This window comes from Acinetobacter sp. BIGb0196, assembly GCF_011759595.1.
In the GTDB taxonomy this organism is placed as follows: Bacteria; Pseudomonadota; Gammaproteobacteria; order Pseudomonadales; family Moraxellaceae; genus Acinetobacter; species Acinetobacter guillouiae.
In genome coordinates, this window is the sequence record NZ_JAAOZA010000002.1 from 1,131,152 (window position 1) to 1,147,402 (window position 16,251).

Annotated in this window: 12 protein-coding genes; 10 read left to right on the plus strand and 2 right to left on the minus strand. The window is 38.7% G+C overall.

The genetic code is table 11. The features are described from left to right. The first annotated feature begins 27 nt into the window (after nt 1-27). From FHR28_RS18010 to FHR28_RS18020, 3 genes are all read left to right on the plus strand, one after another. Nucleotides 28-4,350 (plus strand): YadA-like family protein, encoded by a 4,323-nt coding sequence (locus FHR28_RS18010; RefSeq protein ID WP_166783212.1) that lies wholly within the window; start codon nt 28-30, stop codon nt 4,348-4,350. Between the two features lie 654 nt (nt 4,351-5,004). Next, a complete protein-coding gene (locus tag FHR28_RS18015; protein WP_166783213.1) occupies nt 5,005-6,627 on the plus strand; it encodes an inorganic phosphate transporter in 1,623 nt (540 codons plus the stop codon). 201 nt (nt 6,628-6,828) lie between these two features. Further along, entirely contained in the window at nt 6,829-8,301 is a 1,473-nt protein-coding gene (locus FHR28_RS18020; RefSeq protein WP_166783214.1) for a capsule assembly Wzi family protein, read from the plus strand. A 187-nt stretch (nt 8,302-8,488) separates the two neighbouring features. On the opposite strand, the gene FHR28_RS18025 is transcribed toward FHR28_RS18020, so the two are convergent. Next, nucleotides 8,489-8,935 (minus strand): GNAT family N-acetyltransferase, encoded by a 447-nt coding sequence (locus FHR28_RS18025; RefSeq protein WP_151956528.1) that lies wholly within the window; start codon nt 8,933-8,935, stop codon nt 8,489-8,491. A 147-nt stretch (nt 8,936-9,082) separates the two neighbouring features. Here FHR28_RS18025 and cysD point away from each other — a divergent pair, with 147 nt between their 5' ends. The 6 genes from cysD to FHR28_RS18055 all read left to right on the plus strand — a co-directional run bounded on the left by cysD (nt 9,083) and on the right by FHR28_RS18055 (nt 13,894). Then, nucleotides 9,083-9,991, plus strand: coding sequence for a sulfate adenylyltransferase subunit CysD (gene cysD / locus FHR28_RS18030; protein ID WP_171066897.1), 909 nt, complete (start codon nt 9,083-9,085; stop codon nt 9,989-9,991). Between the two features lie 128 nt (nt 9,992-10,119). Then, nucleotides 10,120-11,733, plus strand: a complete 1,614-nt coding sequence (gene cysN, locus FHR28_RS18035; protein WP_166783215.1) for a sulfate adenylyltransferase subunit CysN — start codon at nt 10,120-10,122, stop codon at nt 11,731-11,733. A gap of 125 nt (nt 11,734-11,858) precedes the next feature. Beyond that, on the plus strand, nt 11,859-12,392 hold the full coding sequence (locus FHR28_RS18040) for a dCTP deaminase domain-containing protein (protein WP_166783216.1): 534 nt from the start codon (nt 11,859-11,861) through the stop codon (nt 12,390-12,392). Continuing rightward, entirely contained in the window at nt 12,392-13,021 is a 630-nt protein-coding gene (locus FHR28_RS18045; RefSeq protein WP_166783217.1) for a dCTP deaminase domain-containing protein, read from the plus strand. The genes FHR28_RS18040 and FHR28_RS18045 overlap by 1 nt, the downstream gene beginning before the upstream one ends. 21 nt (nt 13,022-13,042) lie before the next feature. Then, nucleotides 13,043-13,594 (plus strand): dCTP deaminase domain-containing protein, encoded by a 552-nt coding sequence (locus tag FHR28_RS18050; protein WP_166783218.1) that lies wholly within the window; start codon nt 13,043-13,045, stop codon nt 13,592-13,594. A gap of 117 nt (nt 13,595-13,711) precedes the next feature. After that, a complete protein-coding gene (locus tag FHR28_RS18055) occupies nt 13,712-13,894 on the plus strand; it encodes a hypothetical protein (protein WP_166783219.1) in 183 nt (60 codons plus the stop codon). Between the two features lie 93 nt (nt 13,895-13,987). Here FHR28_RS18055 and FHR28_RS18060 read toward each other — a convergent pair whose 3' ends face one another. Beyond that, nucleotides 13,988-14,536: a DUF2239 family protein gene (locus FHR28_RS18060; protein ID WP_166783220.1), complete on the minus strand. Its 549-nt coding sequence runs from the start codon at nt 14,534-14,536 to the stop codon at nt 13,988-13,990. Between the two features lie 436 nt (nt 14,537-14,972). Here FHR28_RS18060 and FHR28_RS18065 point away from each other — a divergent pair, with 436 nt between their 5' ends. Beyond that, complete coding sequence (locus FHR28_RS18065; protein WP_166783221.1) at nt 14,973-15,965, plus strand: NAD(P)H-quinone oxidoreductase; 993 nt, start codon at nt 14,973-14,975, stop codon at nt 15,963-15,965. The last annotated feature ends 286 nt before the right edge of the window (nt 15,966-16,251 follow it).

The following is a 16,251-nucleotide window of genomic DNA, read 5'->3' on the forward strand; positions in this document are numbered from 1 at the left end:
AATTTATTATAAATGTGAGATAAAACTATGAATAAGGTCTATAAAATTGTTTGGAATGAATCTTTGGGCACTTGGTGTGCTATTTCTGAGGTATCTAAGACACGGGGTAAACGATCTTCTGCTAAAACAACTGTTGCAGGTGCGTTATTGGCAATTTCAGCATTGACTATGTCGAGTATGGCTGCTGCGGCTGATCACTATGTCAGTATCAATGATGGTGGTACTCAAGGGGGGAATTATAATAATGATGGAGCAACAGGTCTAAATGCGATTGCTGTGGGTGTGGGTGCGAGTGCAACTGGTGAGAGTGCGATTGCTATTGGTAATGTCACCAGCGATGCTGCAAATAGTATTGCGATTGGTAACAATAATTCGCTAAGTAATAGCGCAAGTTCTAGTACTGCAATTGGGCACAATAACAATGTTACAGGTAATGAAGCTTTAGCTTTAGGTGCTAACAATACTGTAAAAGATTTCTCTGGTGTTGCAGTAGGCAGTTATAACAATGCCGAGGGATATCGTTCTATTGCAGTCGGTGCGGAAAATAAAACTAAAGGTCAATGGTCTTCTGCATTTGGTGTTTGGAATATCGCAGAAGGAGAGCGAGCTACAGTTTTAGGTGCCAATAATACAATCCAAGGTCGTCGTGCTTTAGGTATGGGTGTCGCCAACGAGATTTCAAGTGCAAGTGAATATAGTTCAGCTGTTGGTGCATTTAATAAAATTACAGACAGTATTAAGTCCTTGACTGCGGGTTTTGGTAATACAGTTATTGGCGGTGAGAAAAATAATGTTCTTGGGAACGAAAATACACTGAATAACGCCAAGAATACGACTGTATTAGGCAATAAAAACACGGTTGCTCAAGAGAATACTCAAGTCCTTGGTAACAATGTCACAACGACTCAAGCCAACAGTGTTGTGTTAGGTAACGCATCCACAGATCGTGCAGCGAGTGTTGTAGATAAAGTGACAATTAATGGTGAGGATTATGCCTTTGCAGGTGTGGGTGCTGCTGCCAATGGCGTCGTCAGTGTGGGTAAAGTGGGCGGTGAACGTCAAATTATCAACGTTGCTGCAGGTGAAATTAGTGCAACCAGTACAGATGCTATTAACGGTTCACAATTGTATGCGACAAACCAAGCAGTTGAAAAACTTTATGCTGGTGCAGGGGATACAACTCATTATGTCAGTGTCAATGATGGTGGTACTCAAGGCAATAATTACAACAATGATGGGGCAACAGGTAAAAATGCTGTAGCAGTAGGTGTAGGCGCGAGTGCAACGGGTGAGAACGCGATTGCCATTGGTCTAAGTGCAGGCACCAACAATGATGGGGGCTGGAATACCAGTGTTGGATCGAATAGTGGAAAAAATACCAAAGGTCAAAAAAATACAGCTTTAGGTGATGACGCCAGTCGTGATGTCACGGGAAACAACAACACAGGATTGGGGGTGAATGCGGGTGTAAACGTTGTTGGTGATAGTAACCTTGCTGTGGGGGACTCTGCTGGTGGTAATGTGGAGGGAAGTGGTAACACTGCTTTGGGTAGAATGTCGGGTATTAATGTGATTGGTACCTCAAATACTGCGACTGGCAAAGGAGCAGGTAATAATGTCAAAGGGCGTAACAATTCAGCTTTTGGTGTAGGGTCTGGTGTTGATATCATTGGTGAAGGAAACACAGCCATGGGTTTAGGATCAGGTCAGCGTATTTTGGGGGGCTTTAATGCTTCAGTAGGGTATTCAGCAGGCAATGGCACCAAGGGAAGTGCTAACACTGCTTTGGGCTTTATGACGGGACAGTACGTTAGCGGAGATATGAATAGTGCTGTGGGTCCTTATGCAGGTCAGGATGTTGTAGGTAATAAGAATACAGCTGAAGGTCATTCTGCGGGTATAAACGTCAAGGGTGACAGTAATATTGCTCTTGGTGATACTGCGGGTAATAACGTTACAGGTAGCCGTAATGTCGCCTTGGGGCGAGCAGCGGGTCAAGGGTTGAGCAATGTAGATGATGCCACCAGCTTAGGCAGTGGGGCAAAGGCAGCTGTTAGTAACAGTGTTGCTTTAGGTGCAAATAGTGAGGCGATTCGTGATGTAAACAGTGAAGTTGCCTATGTACCCTTAGGTACTACGATTGTCGCAGCCAAGGCGGCGGGTGGTGAAGTGTCAGTGGGGACGGTTGGAAAAGAACGCCGTATTAGCAATGTTGCAGCGGCGAGCTTAGACACCGATGCTGTAAACCTATCACAACTTAAAGCGGTTCAGGCTGCGACAACTACACATTATTTCAGTGTTAATGATGAGGGTATTCAAGGTAACAATTATAACAATGATGGGGCGACTGGTAAAAATGCTTTAGCTGCAGGTCGTGCTTTAGCGGGTGGTGAATCCTCAGTTGCTATTGGTGAAGGTGCATCTGCAAAAGCCGATTTTTCTACCGCAGTGGGCTTTTTGAATACTGTAACTGGTAAAAACTCTACAGCGATTGGTGCAAGTAATAACGTTGCTCAAGAGAATACTCAAGTCCTCGGTAATAATGTCACAACGACTCAAGCCAACAGTGTGGTCTTAGGTAACGCATCCACAGATCGTGCAGCAACTGCTGTAGATAAAGTCAGCATTAATGGCGAGGACTATAACTTTGCTGGTGTAGGATCAACAGCCAATGGCGTTGTCAGTGTCGGTAAAGTCGGTGATGAACGTCAAATCATCAATGTAGCTGCAGGTGAAATTAGTGCAAGCAGTACAGATGCCATTAACGGTTCACAATTACATGCGACAAACCAAGCGGTTGAAAAGCTATATGCAGGTGCCGGGGATACGACCCACTATGTAAGTGTCAATGATAAGGGTATAAAACAAGGTAATTATAACAATGATGGTGCAAGTGGTGCGCTTGCTGTAGCCGTAGGTGTTAGTGCGAGTGCAAAAGGAGATGGTGCTACTGCGCTTGGCCTTAATTCATCAGCCAAGAGTAAAGATGCGGTTGCGATTGGAACGGATACGCGTGCCGAGCTGGAAGGTAGTGTTGCTCTTGGTAAAGGCTCAGTTGCAGATACTGCGGCGGGTATCGCTGGCTTTGATCCATTGACAGGGTTTGGTTCTAGCAATACTGGCAGTACATGGCGAAGTAGTGCAGCGGCATTTTCCGTGGGAGATGTCTCAAGGGGTATCACTCGTCAAATTACTGGTGTAGCAGCGGGTACAGCAGATACAGATGCGGTCAATGTTGCACAATTAAAGGCTGCAATATCTAAAACCAATGAAGCTAAAGGTTCTACAGAAACTGTAAGTGCAGGTAAAAATACTGAAGTAACAAAAACCACTCAGGCTGATGGCTCAACTGATTATCAAGTTGCAACCAAAGATGATGTAAGTTTTGATTCGGTCACGGTGGGTAATATTAAAGCTGATTCACAAAGCAATACCATCAGTGGTTTGGCTGATGGTAAGGTGAGTGCTGATTCTGATCAAGCCATTAATGGTAGTCAATTGCATGACACCGCTGAAAGTGTTGCAAATGCATTGGGTGGAAATGCAAAAGTTAATCCAGATGGAACGATCAAAACCAGTAATATTGGAAATACAGGTAAAGACAATGTACATGATGCAATTGCTTCAATACATGGACAGGTTGCTGGCGCTAAAACCAGCGTGTCTGCAGGTAAGAACACTGTTGTAAACAGTAGTACCAATACGGATGGTTCAAATAACTATCAAGTGGCTTTGGCAGAGGATATTCAGTTAAATTCTGTTACTGCGAATCAAGTCACAGCAAAGCAAGTTACAGCGAATAAGGTAAATGTGGGTAAAGTCACGATTGATGGGACAACAAATAAAGTTAGCGGTTTAGCAAATGGTGAAATTACCTCAAGCTCTACTGACGCCATTAACGGTTCACAATTACACCAAACCAATAGCAGTGTGGCGCAACATCTAGGTGGCGGTTCCACACTGAACAAAGATGGTTCGATTGGTGCACCTACCTACAATGTCGCAGGCGGAACCTTCCATAATGTAGGGGATGCCTTGGGCGCTATAGATACTCGGGTAAGTAATCTGGAACAAGCTTTCTATGACACCAATAAAAACATGGATGACTTGCGTAACGATACTTATGCAGGTATCGCAGGTGCGATGGCGGTAGGTAACTTACCACAACCTACTGAAGCGGGTATGAGTATGGTTAGTGCAGGTGTCTCGGGTTACCGAGGGGAAACTGCTGTGGCGATCGGGGTGAGTGCGATTACAGACAGTAATAAGATCGTTTGGAAAATGGGTGCTTCTGCTGACAGCCGTAGTAATATTGGTGGTGCAGTGTCTATGGGCTATCAGTGGAAATAGTTTTAATTAAACATAAGTATTAATTTTATATTCAAGATCGACTTTCAGGATAATCTTCAACAAAAAACTCAGTGTTTACAGAATGCTGAGTTTTTTTATGCACATTAGAAATTGAAAAGTAAACGATTGCTTGATCTGTTAGAGCAAGCTGTTAAAAAGTGTGTAAAACATTGCTTGGATGACCTCTTTATTTTTTGCACATTATTTGTCTAACATATGCAATTCAAGATGATTTATTGATGAGGCAGAGTACTTTAGTGAAAGGAAAATTGTTGGCCTTAAACTTGCATAGATTCGGTAAACGGAATTTATTGGAACATATATAAAAATAAACTTAAAAGCATGTTTGTTTTTTCATCAATTTGTCATAAATTTCATGAAAAATAGGCATACCAAATGATAAATAGTTCAAATTGGTCTGAAATATTACAAATATTATTTCAGCCTGAAATATAATATTTTGCTTAATTTGCATTGAATTTGTTGGTGTAAGATACTAATTATAAATAATAAAAATATTAATTTTGTCGCTTATGTAGCGAAACACTGAGGTGAAATAATTATAAATTTCACTTCATATGACCTCTATTTGTCATATAATTGTCACAATTTAATTGAACAATAAGCGCATTCTAATATTCGCTAACTTTCTGCATGAATTCGAATTTACCTCCCGTCTCAGATTCTGCACAATCGTCTCAAGCTACTAAATCGACGAATGTCCATGTACCTACACCGAAATTTTTTATGCCGGTGTTTCTGACGATCATTATTGCTACCTTGATTTATATTGGGGTGCAAGTTAGTGCAGATTTAGCACATGTTCCACCGTTAAGTCTTTATTCAGTGATCCTTTTAGCGACAGCGTTATTTATCGCTTTGGGTTTTGAGTTTGTAAATGGTTTTCATGATACAGCCAATGCTGTAGCAACCGTGATCTATACCAATGCATTGCCTGCACCTGTAGCTGTCATGTGGGCAGGCTTTTGTAACTTCCTTGGGGTAATGGTTGCCAGTGGTGCAGTTGCGTATGGAATTATTGCATTACTTCCTGTTGAACTGATCATGAATGTAGGCAGTGGCGCTGGTTTTGCTATGGTTTTTGCCATGCTGATTGCGGCGATTCTGTGGAATTTAGGGACTTGGTTCTTAGGGATTCCGGCATCAAGCTCTCACACTTTGATTGGCTCAATTTTGGGTGTAGGCATCATGAACTACATTTTGCACGCTTCAACGGGTGCAAGTGGTGTAGACATGGATCAAGTGCTTAAAGTGGGTAAAGCATTACTGTTTTCTCCTTTGATTGGTTTTGCATTTGCAGCAGTTGTATTTTTGATTGTTAAAAAAATATTTAAGAAACAACTTGAGTTGTTCCAACCCCCTGAAGGCAATAAACCACCACCACCTTTGATTCGTGCGATTCTGATTTTCACCTGTACCGGTGTAAGCTTTGCGCATGGTTCAAATGACGGGCAAAAAGGTATGGGCTTAATCATGCTGATTTTGATCGGTATTGTGCCTTTGGCTTATTCGTTGAATAGAGGATTAGACCAACAGCATTTACAGTCATTCTCACAATTGTCTGGTCAAACTGCGACGGCAATTTATGCACAACATGCTGATATTCCAGATGAACAAGCGCGTGTAACCATTACTAAATTTATCCAAACCAAAGAAATGAATCCCGAAGTTGTTCCTGCGTTGGCCAGTTTGACTGATCATTTGGGAGAGCGCGTTGGAAAATTTGGTGATCTCAAAGATATCCCAGAAGCTGAAGTATCGTCATTACGCAATGATATGTACTTAAGCACCACGGCTTTTAAACGCTTGGATAAAGCGGATCAGCTTCCAAAAATGGATGAAGCTCAGGGCAAAGTGGTAAAAGAATATCGCAAAAACTTAGATTCTTTCCTCCAATATATTCCAAACTGGGTAAAAGTTGCTGTGGCATTGGCACTGGGTTTAGGAACAATGGTAGGCTGGAAACGTATTGTCGTGACAGTAGGTGAGCGTATTGGTAAACATCATATGACCTATGGTCAAGGGATGTCGGCTGAACTTGTGGCAATGACTACAATTGCTGCCGCAGATGGTTTTGGTTTACCCGTTTCAACCACACATGTACTCAACAGCGCGGTTGCGGGAACCATGGTTGCCAATAAAACGGGATTGAACTTTGCAACAGTCAAAACGATTCTTTCCGCATGGATTTTTACCTTACCAGCAACGATTTGTTTATCAGGTGGTTTATTCTGGTTATTTTTAAAAGTATTTTAATTTAAAAGCTAGAGATGGCGATTGTTTTAAAAGTTGAATGATCGCTGTTGCTTGAATTAAAAAGAAATTGAGTGCACTCCGGTGCACTTTTTTTGATTTGGATAATGGAATTATAAATTATGAATAACACAATTTCACCATTGAAAAAAACTTATAAAAAAATTAAGGTGTGGTTGTAAATCAAACTTGAGAAAAATGAGCATGTATTTAAGAAAATCACTTTGTGCTGCTGTATTACTTGGAATGTCTTTACCTGTATTTGCACAGGGAATTGTATTAAATAATGAAGATCTTCGGACAGATTTGAACTGGTTAAATCAGCAAGGTGTGATTCAAATCAGTACATCGACTTGGCCAATGAGTGGGGATGAAATTCAACGTGCCTTATCTCAAGCAAAAGTTTTAAACAATACTCAACAAAAAGTTATTGATTCAATTCAAAATGTACTAAAAGCAGATAATCAAACCGCAAAATTAGGTTTATTTGCCGAAACTGATCAAAAAAATATTCCTCAAGCTTTTGGGGATAGTGCAAAAGCACAATATGTGGGTTCATTAGAATTTAATGCAGGCGGTGAAAACTGGGATGCAAAGCTTCGTGTGAATGGTGAAAAAGATCCGCAAATTGATAACGGCCAAGATGTCAATGTGGAAGGTTCATACATTGCAGGAAAACTATGGAATCAGTGGGTTATTGCGGGTCAAATCCCAACATATTGGGGGCCAGGACATGATGGTAGTTTGATTCGTGGTGATGCCAGCCGTCCAGTTTATGGTTTTACTGTACAACGTGCTGAACAAAAAGCTTTTGAATCTAAATGGTTGTCTTGGATTGGCCCTTGGCAATATCAAGCATTTGCTGGGCAGTTAAATGATTATACGGCTGTGCCTGATACACGTTTAATGGGATTGCGCTTAACTGCACAACCATTGCCATATTTAGAAATCGGGGCATCACGGGCTTTCCAAATTGATGGAGAAGGTCAACCAGGAAGTGCAAAAGCTTACTGGAATGCTTTTATTGGAAAAGACAATGAGTGTGCGGATAGCACTTGTACGGGGGTGGGCAATCCATCCAACCAGCTTGCTGGATTTGATGCGCGTTTAAATCTTCAATCTTTGTTGAATGTTCCTATGAGTTTCTATGGGCAATATATTGGGGAAGATGAAGCGGGTTTACTACCCTCTAAAAAAATGTATTTAGCTGGTGCTGACTATTCCTCAAGTTTTAAAAATTTGCCGTACCAGCTTTATGTTGAATGGGCGAATACAGAAACAAATGGTGATCCATTAGGTGTTTCTTATAGTCATCATGTTTATAAAGATGGTTATTACCAACAAGGTTTCCCATTGGGGCATGCAATGGGTGGTGATGGTGAAATGATTTCTGTGGGTGGTGATATTCGTTTTGATGTGATGAATCGTTTATCTGGTCGTGCACTGTATGCCAAAGTCAACCAATCTGCTGCTCTCTTTGGTGATAAGCAAATCAACTTAGCCTTCCCAGAAAAAGACAAAATTAAAGCTTTAGATTTAACTTGGACACATTATATTAAACCAACCATGCCATTAAAAATTAATGGTTGGGTCAGTGATTCTGATGTACATGGCAATGATGCAGGTGCTTCTGTAGGGATTGAAATTCCTTTAGACAAAGCATTGTTCGGTCATTAAGTCCATAGTTTTCGGCTGTATATATCCAAGTTTCGGCATATACAGTTTGATAAGTTGGGACTAAGCTAAAATCGCTTCTTTAAAATTTTTACAAAAGAAGCGATTTTTCGTTTTTGATTGTTGGTTGAATTATTTGATATGCAGATCTTCAATTTTTTAAAGGCTGACTTGAAAAAGGTGAGCTTTTTTATGCTAATGCTTTTTTATATTGGATAAATCCTGTTTTACTCGCAATACGATCATATAGATGTTGGGCAGTAATATTGGATTCTTGAGTGAGCCAATAAACACGGTCAAACTTTGTTGCGCAGACCAGATAACAATGCTCAATTAATTGTCGTGCTAAACCTTGGTTCCTAAAAGCTTCATCCACAAATAAATCTTGTAGATAACAATAGGGTAAATCTGTCCACATGCTCATATGTGCAATCAAATGTACAAAGCCAACCACCTGACCATTTACTTTGATGGCAAAACCAAACATATCAGCTTGTTCAGGATTTGTGATTCGCTTCCAAGATAATCTTATTTGTTCATCACTGAGTTGTGATTTATAAAATGTTAAATAGCCGCGCCAAAGTGGAAGCCATTGCTTAAAATCAATTTGTTCTAGTGCAATAATTTGTGTGGTCATGCCGATCTCTTGTTGTTGCTTATGATGTTTTTATATATGAATATAAAAAAACAAGCAAAAGGGTTGAGGTGTAAATCACTATAATGAATATAAATTTTAATATGTGTAATAAGTACACGTTTTTGTGAGCTGGTGCTGTCAATGCCTATATCTGAGGAAAGACTTACTCATCTAAAACAGCTTGAAGCTGAGAGTATTCATATCATCCGTGAAGTTGCTGCTGAGTTTGAAAATCCAGTGATGCTTTACTCAATCGGGAAAGACTCAGCTGTCATGCTGCATCTTGCTTTAAAAGCATTTTATCCTGCTAAACTTCCTTTCCCATTGTTGCATGTCGACACAGGCTGGAAGTTTAAGGACATGATTAAATTCCGTGACAACATGGCAAAAGAACACGGTTTTGATCTGATCGTGCATCAAAACAAAGAAGGTAAAGATGCTGGTGTAAATCCATTTGATTATGGTAGCTCAAAATATACCGATATTATGAAAACCCAAGGCTTAAAACAGGCATTGGATAAATATCAGTTTGATGCTGCATTTGGTGGTGCACGCCGTGATGAAGAAAAGTCACGTGCAAAAGAACGTGTTTATTCTTTCCGTGATGCTAAACATCGTTGGGATCCTAAAAACCAACGTCCAGAGCTTTGGAATCTTTATAACGGTAAAGTTAATAAAGGCGAGAGTATCCGCGTATTCCCATTGTCAAACTGGACTGAGTTAGACATTTGGCAATATATCTACCAAGAAAGTATTCCTTTGGTACCTTTGTATTTAGCAGCTGAACGTCCAGTTGTTGAACGTAGTGGTACGTTGATCATGGTGGATGATGAACGTATGCGTTTAAAAGAAGGTGAAGTTCCACAAATGAAATCGGTACGTTTCCGTACTTTGGGCTGTTACCCGTTGACAGGTGCAGTTGAATCAACGGCAACAACATTGCCTGAAATTATCCAAGAAATGCTTTTAGCCACCAGCTCTGAACGTCAAGGTCGTATGATTGACCACGATGAAGCAGGTTCGATGGAAAAGAAAAAGCAAGAAGGCTATTTCTAAGTATTTTTTATATGAATCTTCCCCTAACCCCTCTTTATAAAAGGGGGGAACTCCAGCAAGAAAACGGAGGACTTAGGAGGATTTAAAGATATAGCAACCGATTTCAAAATATTGTGGAGCTTTGAGCAATGTCTCATCAATCAGAATTAATTAGCCAAGATATCTTGGCATATTTAAAACAGCACGAAAATAAAGACCTGTTAAGATTTTTGACTTGCGGTAATGTGGATGATGGTAAATCAACATTAATTGGTCGTTTACTTTATGATTCAAAATTGATTTATGAAGATCAATTACAAGCAGTAACCCGTGATTCTAAAAAAGTGGGCACCACAGGTGATGCACCTGACTTGGCCTTGCTTGTCGATGGTTTACAAGCTGAGCGTGAGCAAGGTATTACCATTGATGTGGCTTATCGTTATTTCTCCACTGAAAAGCGTAAATTTATCATTGCCGATACACCAGGGCATGAGCAATATACCCGTAACATGGCCACAGGTGCATCTACCGCAGATCTTGCAATCATCTTGATTGATGCTCGTTATGGCGTACAAACACAAACTCGTCGTCATACCTTTATTGCGAGCCTATTGGGTATTCGTAATATCGTAGTTGCGATTAACAAAATGGACTTGGTTGAATTCTCTGAAACACGTTTCAATGAAATTCAAGTTGAGTACAAAAATTTTGTCAATCAATTGGGTGAGCGTAAACCTGCCAATATCATCTTCTCGCCAATTTCTGCATTGAATGGCGATAACGTTGTAAATAAATCTGAAAATACACCGTGGTATCAGGGTAAAACCTTGATGGAAACATTGGAAACTGTTGAAATTACACATGATGTAAGCAAACATGAATTCCGCTTCCCTGTGCAATATGTGAACCGTCCTAACCTCGATTTCCGTGGTTTCTGCGGTACGATTGCTTTAGGTGAAGTGAAAGTTGGCGATGAAATTGTGGCTTTACCGTCTGGTAAGAAATCAACAGTGAAAGAAATAGTCACTTTTGATGGCAATTTAGCACATGCAATTGCTGGTCAAGCAGTGACTTTGACCTTGAATGATGAAATTGATATTTCGCGTGGTAACGTACTGGTTAAAGCGGGTGAGCAACCGCTCATTTCACGTTCTGCTCGTGCAACAGTCGTATGGATGACTGATCAGCCTTTAGTGTTGGGCAAACTTTATAATGTGAAGTTTGGTACACAAACCATTCCGGCTAAGGTTGCAAAGATTAACTATCGTACCAATGTCAACACATTGGAAAAAATGCAAGTTGAACAGCTTGATTTAAATGCGATTGCAGATGTAACGATTGAGTTTGATGCGCCAGTGGTATTTGACCGTTATCATGACAGTCGTTATACGGGTTCTTTTATCTTCATTGACCGTTTAAGTAATGTGACTGTTGGTGCGGGTATGGTTGAAGCTGCGGTTGAATGGACTGCACACAATGAACCTGTCACTGCTGAAGCTCGTGCTGCACGTTTAGGTCAAAAACCGGCTGTAGTTGCTGTATCTGCTCAAGTACTTAAACATGCACAATCTCTTGAAAGCTTGTTGATTCAACAAGGTGTTGTTGCGATTGCAAAAGCAGGTTTATCAAGCGACCAAGTTGCATTACTTCGTCAAACTGGTGTTGTGGTGGTGACGGATGTTGAACATGGTGCTGATGTAGCATTTGCTCAAGAAGCGGTTGAAGAATTGGCTGAAAAAATTGTGGAATTGGTTCGTCTTTAACAGATTGAATTGGTTGATAAACCCGCGTAAGCGGGTTTTATTTTTAATCGAATAATGATGCAATTAGTGTTATGAGTGAAATAATAATTTATCATATGTATAACTAATGGCTTTTGTTATTAAAAATGATTTTATCTTCAGCAGAATTTCTTGAATTTTTTATTGAAAAAGAATATATCACTAATGTAAATCAACGTGATTTGATTGCTACTGAGGGAGTTGGCTTAGATTTATCTTTATCAGAATTATTTCAAATTAACGAAGAAAGTGGTGAGTTATTAATTGATGTTAGACGTACACCATCATCGAAGCCAGTAGAGTTAAATAAAGAAAACATTTATGTTTTGGAACCAGGTTGTGCATATCTAGCTAGGACTATTGAGGAATTTAATCTACCTCAGAATTTAGCATGTAGTTTTTTCCCAAGAAGTACTTTGTTTCGAAGTGGAATATTATTTGAATCAGCTGTTCTTTCTACAGGTTATAATGGACCAATGGTTTTTGGGTTGTATAATATGAACTCAAAACCATTCTACATCCAGAAAAATGCACGTTTTGCACAAGTGATTTTTCAAGAGGTAATGGGTAATGTAAATGGTTATAAAGGACAATGGCAATTAGGCCGAATATCACAATCCATCTATGAAAAGCAAATTTAATGAGTATAATTTTTTTAGAAGATAAGTTAGCTGAAAATAAAGAAGATTTTGAAAAATTTAAAAAATCTTATGACAGTAAAATATTTATAGAGAAAAGCGAGAAAAGTAAGAAAGTACTTTTAGATGCTTTTTCTATGGACTTAACTTTAGGGAAAGCTTGGAATAGTAATTATTCTTATAATGATAAAAGCCTTTTTCAAATTGAAAAAGATGAAATTGTAATTAGATCCCGTCAATCAGTTGTAGTATTGGTAGATGAATATATAAAGGTCCCAAATAATAAGTTTGGTATTGTACTTTCTACAGGTAGTTTATTCCTACAAAAAGGCGTTTTGATACCTTCTGCTAAAGTAGAGCCGGGTTACAGTGGACGTCTTAAGCTAAGAATTGTAAATACTTCATCTTCAAAGATTACTATTCGAGTAGGCGAAAAATTAGCTTCAGTAGTTTTTTTTGCTACAGATAATACTCCAAGTCATATTGAAGCTATAGAAAGCGAAGCTACTAATATTCCAAAAATAAATTTTTGGAATAAAACAAAGTTTTGGTTTGCATCAATTTCACTCGCCACATGGATTAGTTTTTGTTCGCTACTTGTAGCAATAATTATTCCTTTTTTTTCTAAGTAATTATTGCGGGAAATTTAACAAATGTTAATTATTGATCAAAACTTGAAGTCATTGGTTAAGCAGCACCAGATTTGTGAAGATTTTAGTCTTATAGATCACAACTGTTTACATTTAAAGCTGCATTATAAGCATTATAAGTTGAAGAGGGGCGGCGCAAATCAGATTATCAAATATGGTTATCCTATAGAGAAGATTAAAGACTTTTATATCAAAAAAGAGTCTGAATGTGCATTTATCCAATTAAAGCCAATGGAACAAGTACTAGCTTGTAGTTTTGATAAATATAATTTACCAAATAATGTCTTTGGTTTAGTACAAACAAAAGGATCATTGGCTCGTCTGTTTGTACAAATTACTTGTAATGATGGACAGGTCGATCCTGGTTTTAAGGGACATATTACTTTTGAAATTGTTAACTTGTCACCAATGACTATTGAGATACCAGTTTATAGCAAAGTAGGGCAGTTATATTTATTTAGTACTTCGATGAAATCGACTAATCCTTATAATGGCCGTTATGCTGCTAAATCATTAGAAGGCCCAACCCTACCAATTTTTAATGGTCAAAATTAATAAAAAATGCTAAATAATTTTTTATTTAAAAATGTTTTAATCCTAAATCGAGTTGTCATAATTTATACAATAAAGTTTAGCTTTAATTCAAGTTAAGATTTAATAGTAGGTCATGTAATGAAAACATTTTTCCTGATAGGAATTACAAGCATATTGGCCGCTTGTGCCTCAAACCAACCAAGAATACAGGAACCGACCAAAGAATGCCGAAACTATCATGCAATGATGACGGTACCTATGGATCCGATGGCAATGCAACGTTTAAAACAAGCTTGTGATGAGTCCGAACAACAAAAATAATTTAATGATCAATCGTGTCCCGATCATTATAAAAAATGCGCTAATCCCAAAGGCTTAGCGCATTTTATTTTTATATAGTTGCGAATATTGTAGTTAAAAAGCATGTTGCGTTTTTAAAATCAAATACGCCCGTAAATCGTTTGGATAGTCGTGAATCAATTCTAAAAACAGCGCTTGATTACCTTGATATAAAGCACGGGTGGCTTCCTCATAATTGGGCATATTGCCTGACATTGCTGACATAAAACGATCAGTTGCCTGTTTTGCCAACATTTTATTGCTTGTTGAATCGGGGTTATTTAACTCTTGGTCAATCAATTTTCGCATCACGGCAGATGCACTTGAGCTTTGTTGATCTAACCAATCCCAATGTTTTTGCTGCAAAGTGATTTCACGAGAAATTACCCCTAATTTAGGACGTCCAACTTTTTTAACCGCTTCAGGTTCAGCATAACGTTGTTGAATATCTGCTGTAGATCCGATGGTATTAACATCAATGGCTTGGCCCGTTTGATCATTAAAAATCAACACAGGTGTGGAGGTATTTTGTTGAGTCTTAATGGTTAATGCCACGTTTAACAAAGAATCAGTGATTAAACGGTCATTGCCAATAAAGGCAGTGTAGGTATTTTCAGTATTCATTTTAAAACCTTTAGATATTTTTATCTGGGTAAAACTAATTTGTGTTTGAATATTACCAGGGTAAAATTAAATTAGCAAACAAAAAAAGATCAATATGATTTTTTGATGTTTAAAAAAGGCAATAAAAAAGCATGTAAATCGTTAAGAATTACATGCTTACTTATCAAAAATATAATCAATTAAAAGCGATAACCTATTTTTAAACCATAAGCGAGTGCATGGTTATCTGTAAAATCAGCAACATCGTTTGTTTTTGATCTTTGTTCTTATTGTCTTTATCCGTGTGATGCCATTTGTATAAATAACTGAAAATTATATTTTTGTAAGGATACCCACGCTATTTTGTAGACATTGGTGGCGAAATATTTGCACATGCACTGGTTTATGTTCAAATACAGAAAACATGAAAAGCAATGAATGGAATAGGAAAGAAAGTATGTCTACAAAGAATATGCAACAGGTCATTATTACAGAACCCGGTGGTATAGAAAAACTGGCTTATGAAACGGTAGAAATTCCTCAACCCAAAGCAGATGAAGTTTTGGTTAAAGTCCATGCATTTGGGATTAATCGGCCTGATATTTTACAGCGTCAAGGCTTATATCCTATGCCAAAAGGGGTGACACCTGTTCCCGGTTTGGAAGTTGCTGGAGAAGTGATTGCAGTAGGTGAAAATGTCACTTTATTCACAGTGGGGGATAAGGTTTGTGGATTGACCAACGGTGGTGGTTATGCAGAATATTGTGTCGTGCCAGAATCTCAAACTATTAATATTCCAGAAGCTGTAAGTTTTGTTCAAGCTGCAGCAATACCTGAAACCTTCTTTACTGTATGGGCCAATGTTTTCCAAATGGCGCATGCCAAAGCAGGTGAAACACTATTGGTACATGGTGGCTCAAGTGGTATTGGTACAACCGCGTTAATGTTAGCGCAATCATTCGGTTTGAAAAGCTTTGCAACTGTAGGTTCTGATGAGAAGATTCAAGCCATTCGCCATTTGACCGATGCGATTAATTATAAGACTCAAGACTTTGAACAGGTCATTCATGAAAAGAACCAAAATGAGGGTGTCGATATTATTCTTGATATGGTTGGGGCGCCTTATCTAGATCAAAATCTAAACCTACTTCGTAGAGATGGTCGTTTGGTTTATATCGCATTTTTGGGTGGTGCAAAGGCCAAAGAAGTAAAATTAGGGCAGATTATGATGAAGCGTCTTACTATTACTGGTTCAACCATGCGTGCGCGTACAACTGCTGAAAAAGCTGAAATTGCCAAAGGTTTGATGGAAAAAGTCGTTCCACTGTGGGCAAAAGGTGAATGTTTACCCATGATTTATAAAACATTTAAATTTGATCAGATCCAAGCTGCACATGCCTGTATGGATACAGGTGAGCATATTGGTAAAGTTGTGGTGGAAGTGATTTAAGATAAGTTTTTTCTATTTAACTTTGTAATTATACTATTTCTCTAAAACTTGATTCATATTATTAAAGAATTAGCACTGCCTCATCTTAGGTCGAAAAGTTTAAATTAATTTGTGTAGGCTATGCCTCACTTTTCAAGGATGAAAAGTGACAAAAATCCTTTGTTGAGCGAGGGGTACGTCCTGTACCCCCGCTCAACCGCGACATCCATGTCGCCACGCGATAGATACACCATGTATGATTGAATGATACAAAAAGGTTCAATTTATATTTAGTTCATTACATTGA

What these genes read in the sequence shown, in the direction of transcription:
- FHR28_RS18025 (WP_151956528.1), bottom strand. Translation starts at nt 8,935, where the DNA reads ATGACCACACAAATTATTGCACTAGAACAAATTGATTTTAAGCAATGG.
- FHR28_RS18040 (WP_166783216.1), top strand. Translation starts at nt 11,859, where the DNA reads ATGATTTTATCTTCAGCAGAATTTCTTGAATTTTTTATTGAAAAAGAA.
- FHR28_RS18020 (WP_166783214.1), top strand. Translation starts at nt 6,829, where the DNA reads ATGTATTTAAGAAAATCACTTTGTGCTGCTGTATTACTTGGAATGTCT.
- FHR28_RS18055 (WP_166783219.1), top strand. Translation starts at nt 13,712, where the DNA reads ATGAAAACATTTTTCCTGATAGGAATTACAAGCATATTGGCCGCTTGT.
- cysN (WP_166783215.1), top strand. Translation starts at nt 10,120, where the DNA reads ATGTCTCATCAATCAGAATTAATTAGCCAAGATATCTTGGCATATTTA.
- FHR28_RS18050 (WP_166783218.1), top strand. Translation starts at nt 13,043, where the DNA reads ATGTTAATTATTGATCAAAACTTGAAGTCATTGGTTAAGCAGCACCAG.
- FHR28_RS18010 (WP_166783212.1), top strand. Translation starts at nt 28, where the DNA reads ATGAATAAGGTCTATAAAATTGTTTGGAATGAATCTTTGGGCACTTGG.
- FHR28_RS18065 (WP_166783221.1), top strand. Translation starts at nt 14,973, where the DNA reads ATGTCTACAAAGAATATGCAACAGGTCATTATTACAGAACCCGGTGGT.
- FHR28_RS18060 (WP_166783220.1), bottom strand. Translation starts at nt 14,536, where the DNA reads ATGAATACTGAAAATACCTACACTGCCTTTATTGGCAATGACCGTTTA.
- FHR28_RS18045 (WP_166783217.1), top strand. Translation starts at nt 12,392, where the DNA reads ATGAGTATAATTTTTTTAGAAGATAAGTTAGCTGAAAATAAAGAAGAT.
- FHR28_RS18015 (WP_166783213.1), top strand. Translation starts at nt 5,005, where the DNA reads ATGAATTCGAATTTACCTCCCGTCTCAGATTCTGCACAATCGTCTCAA.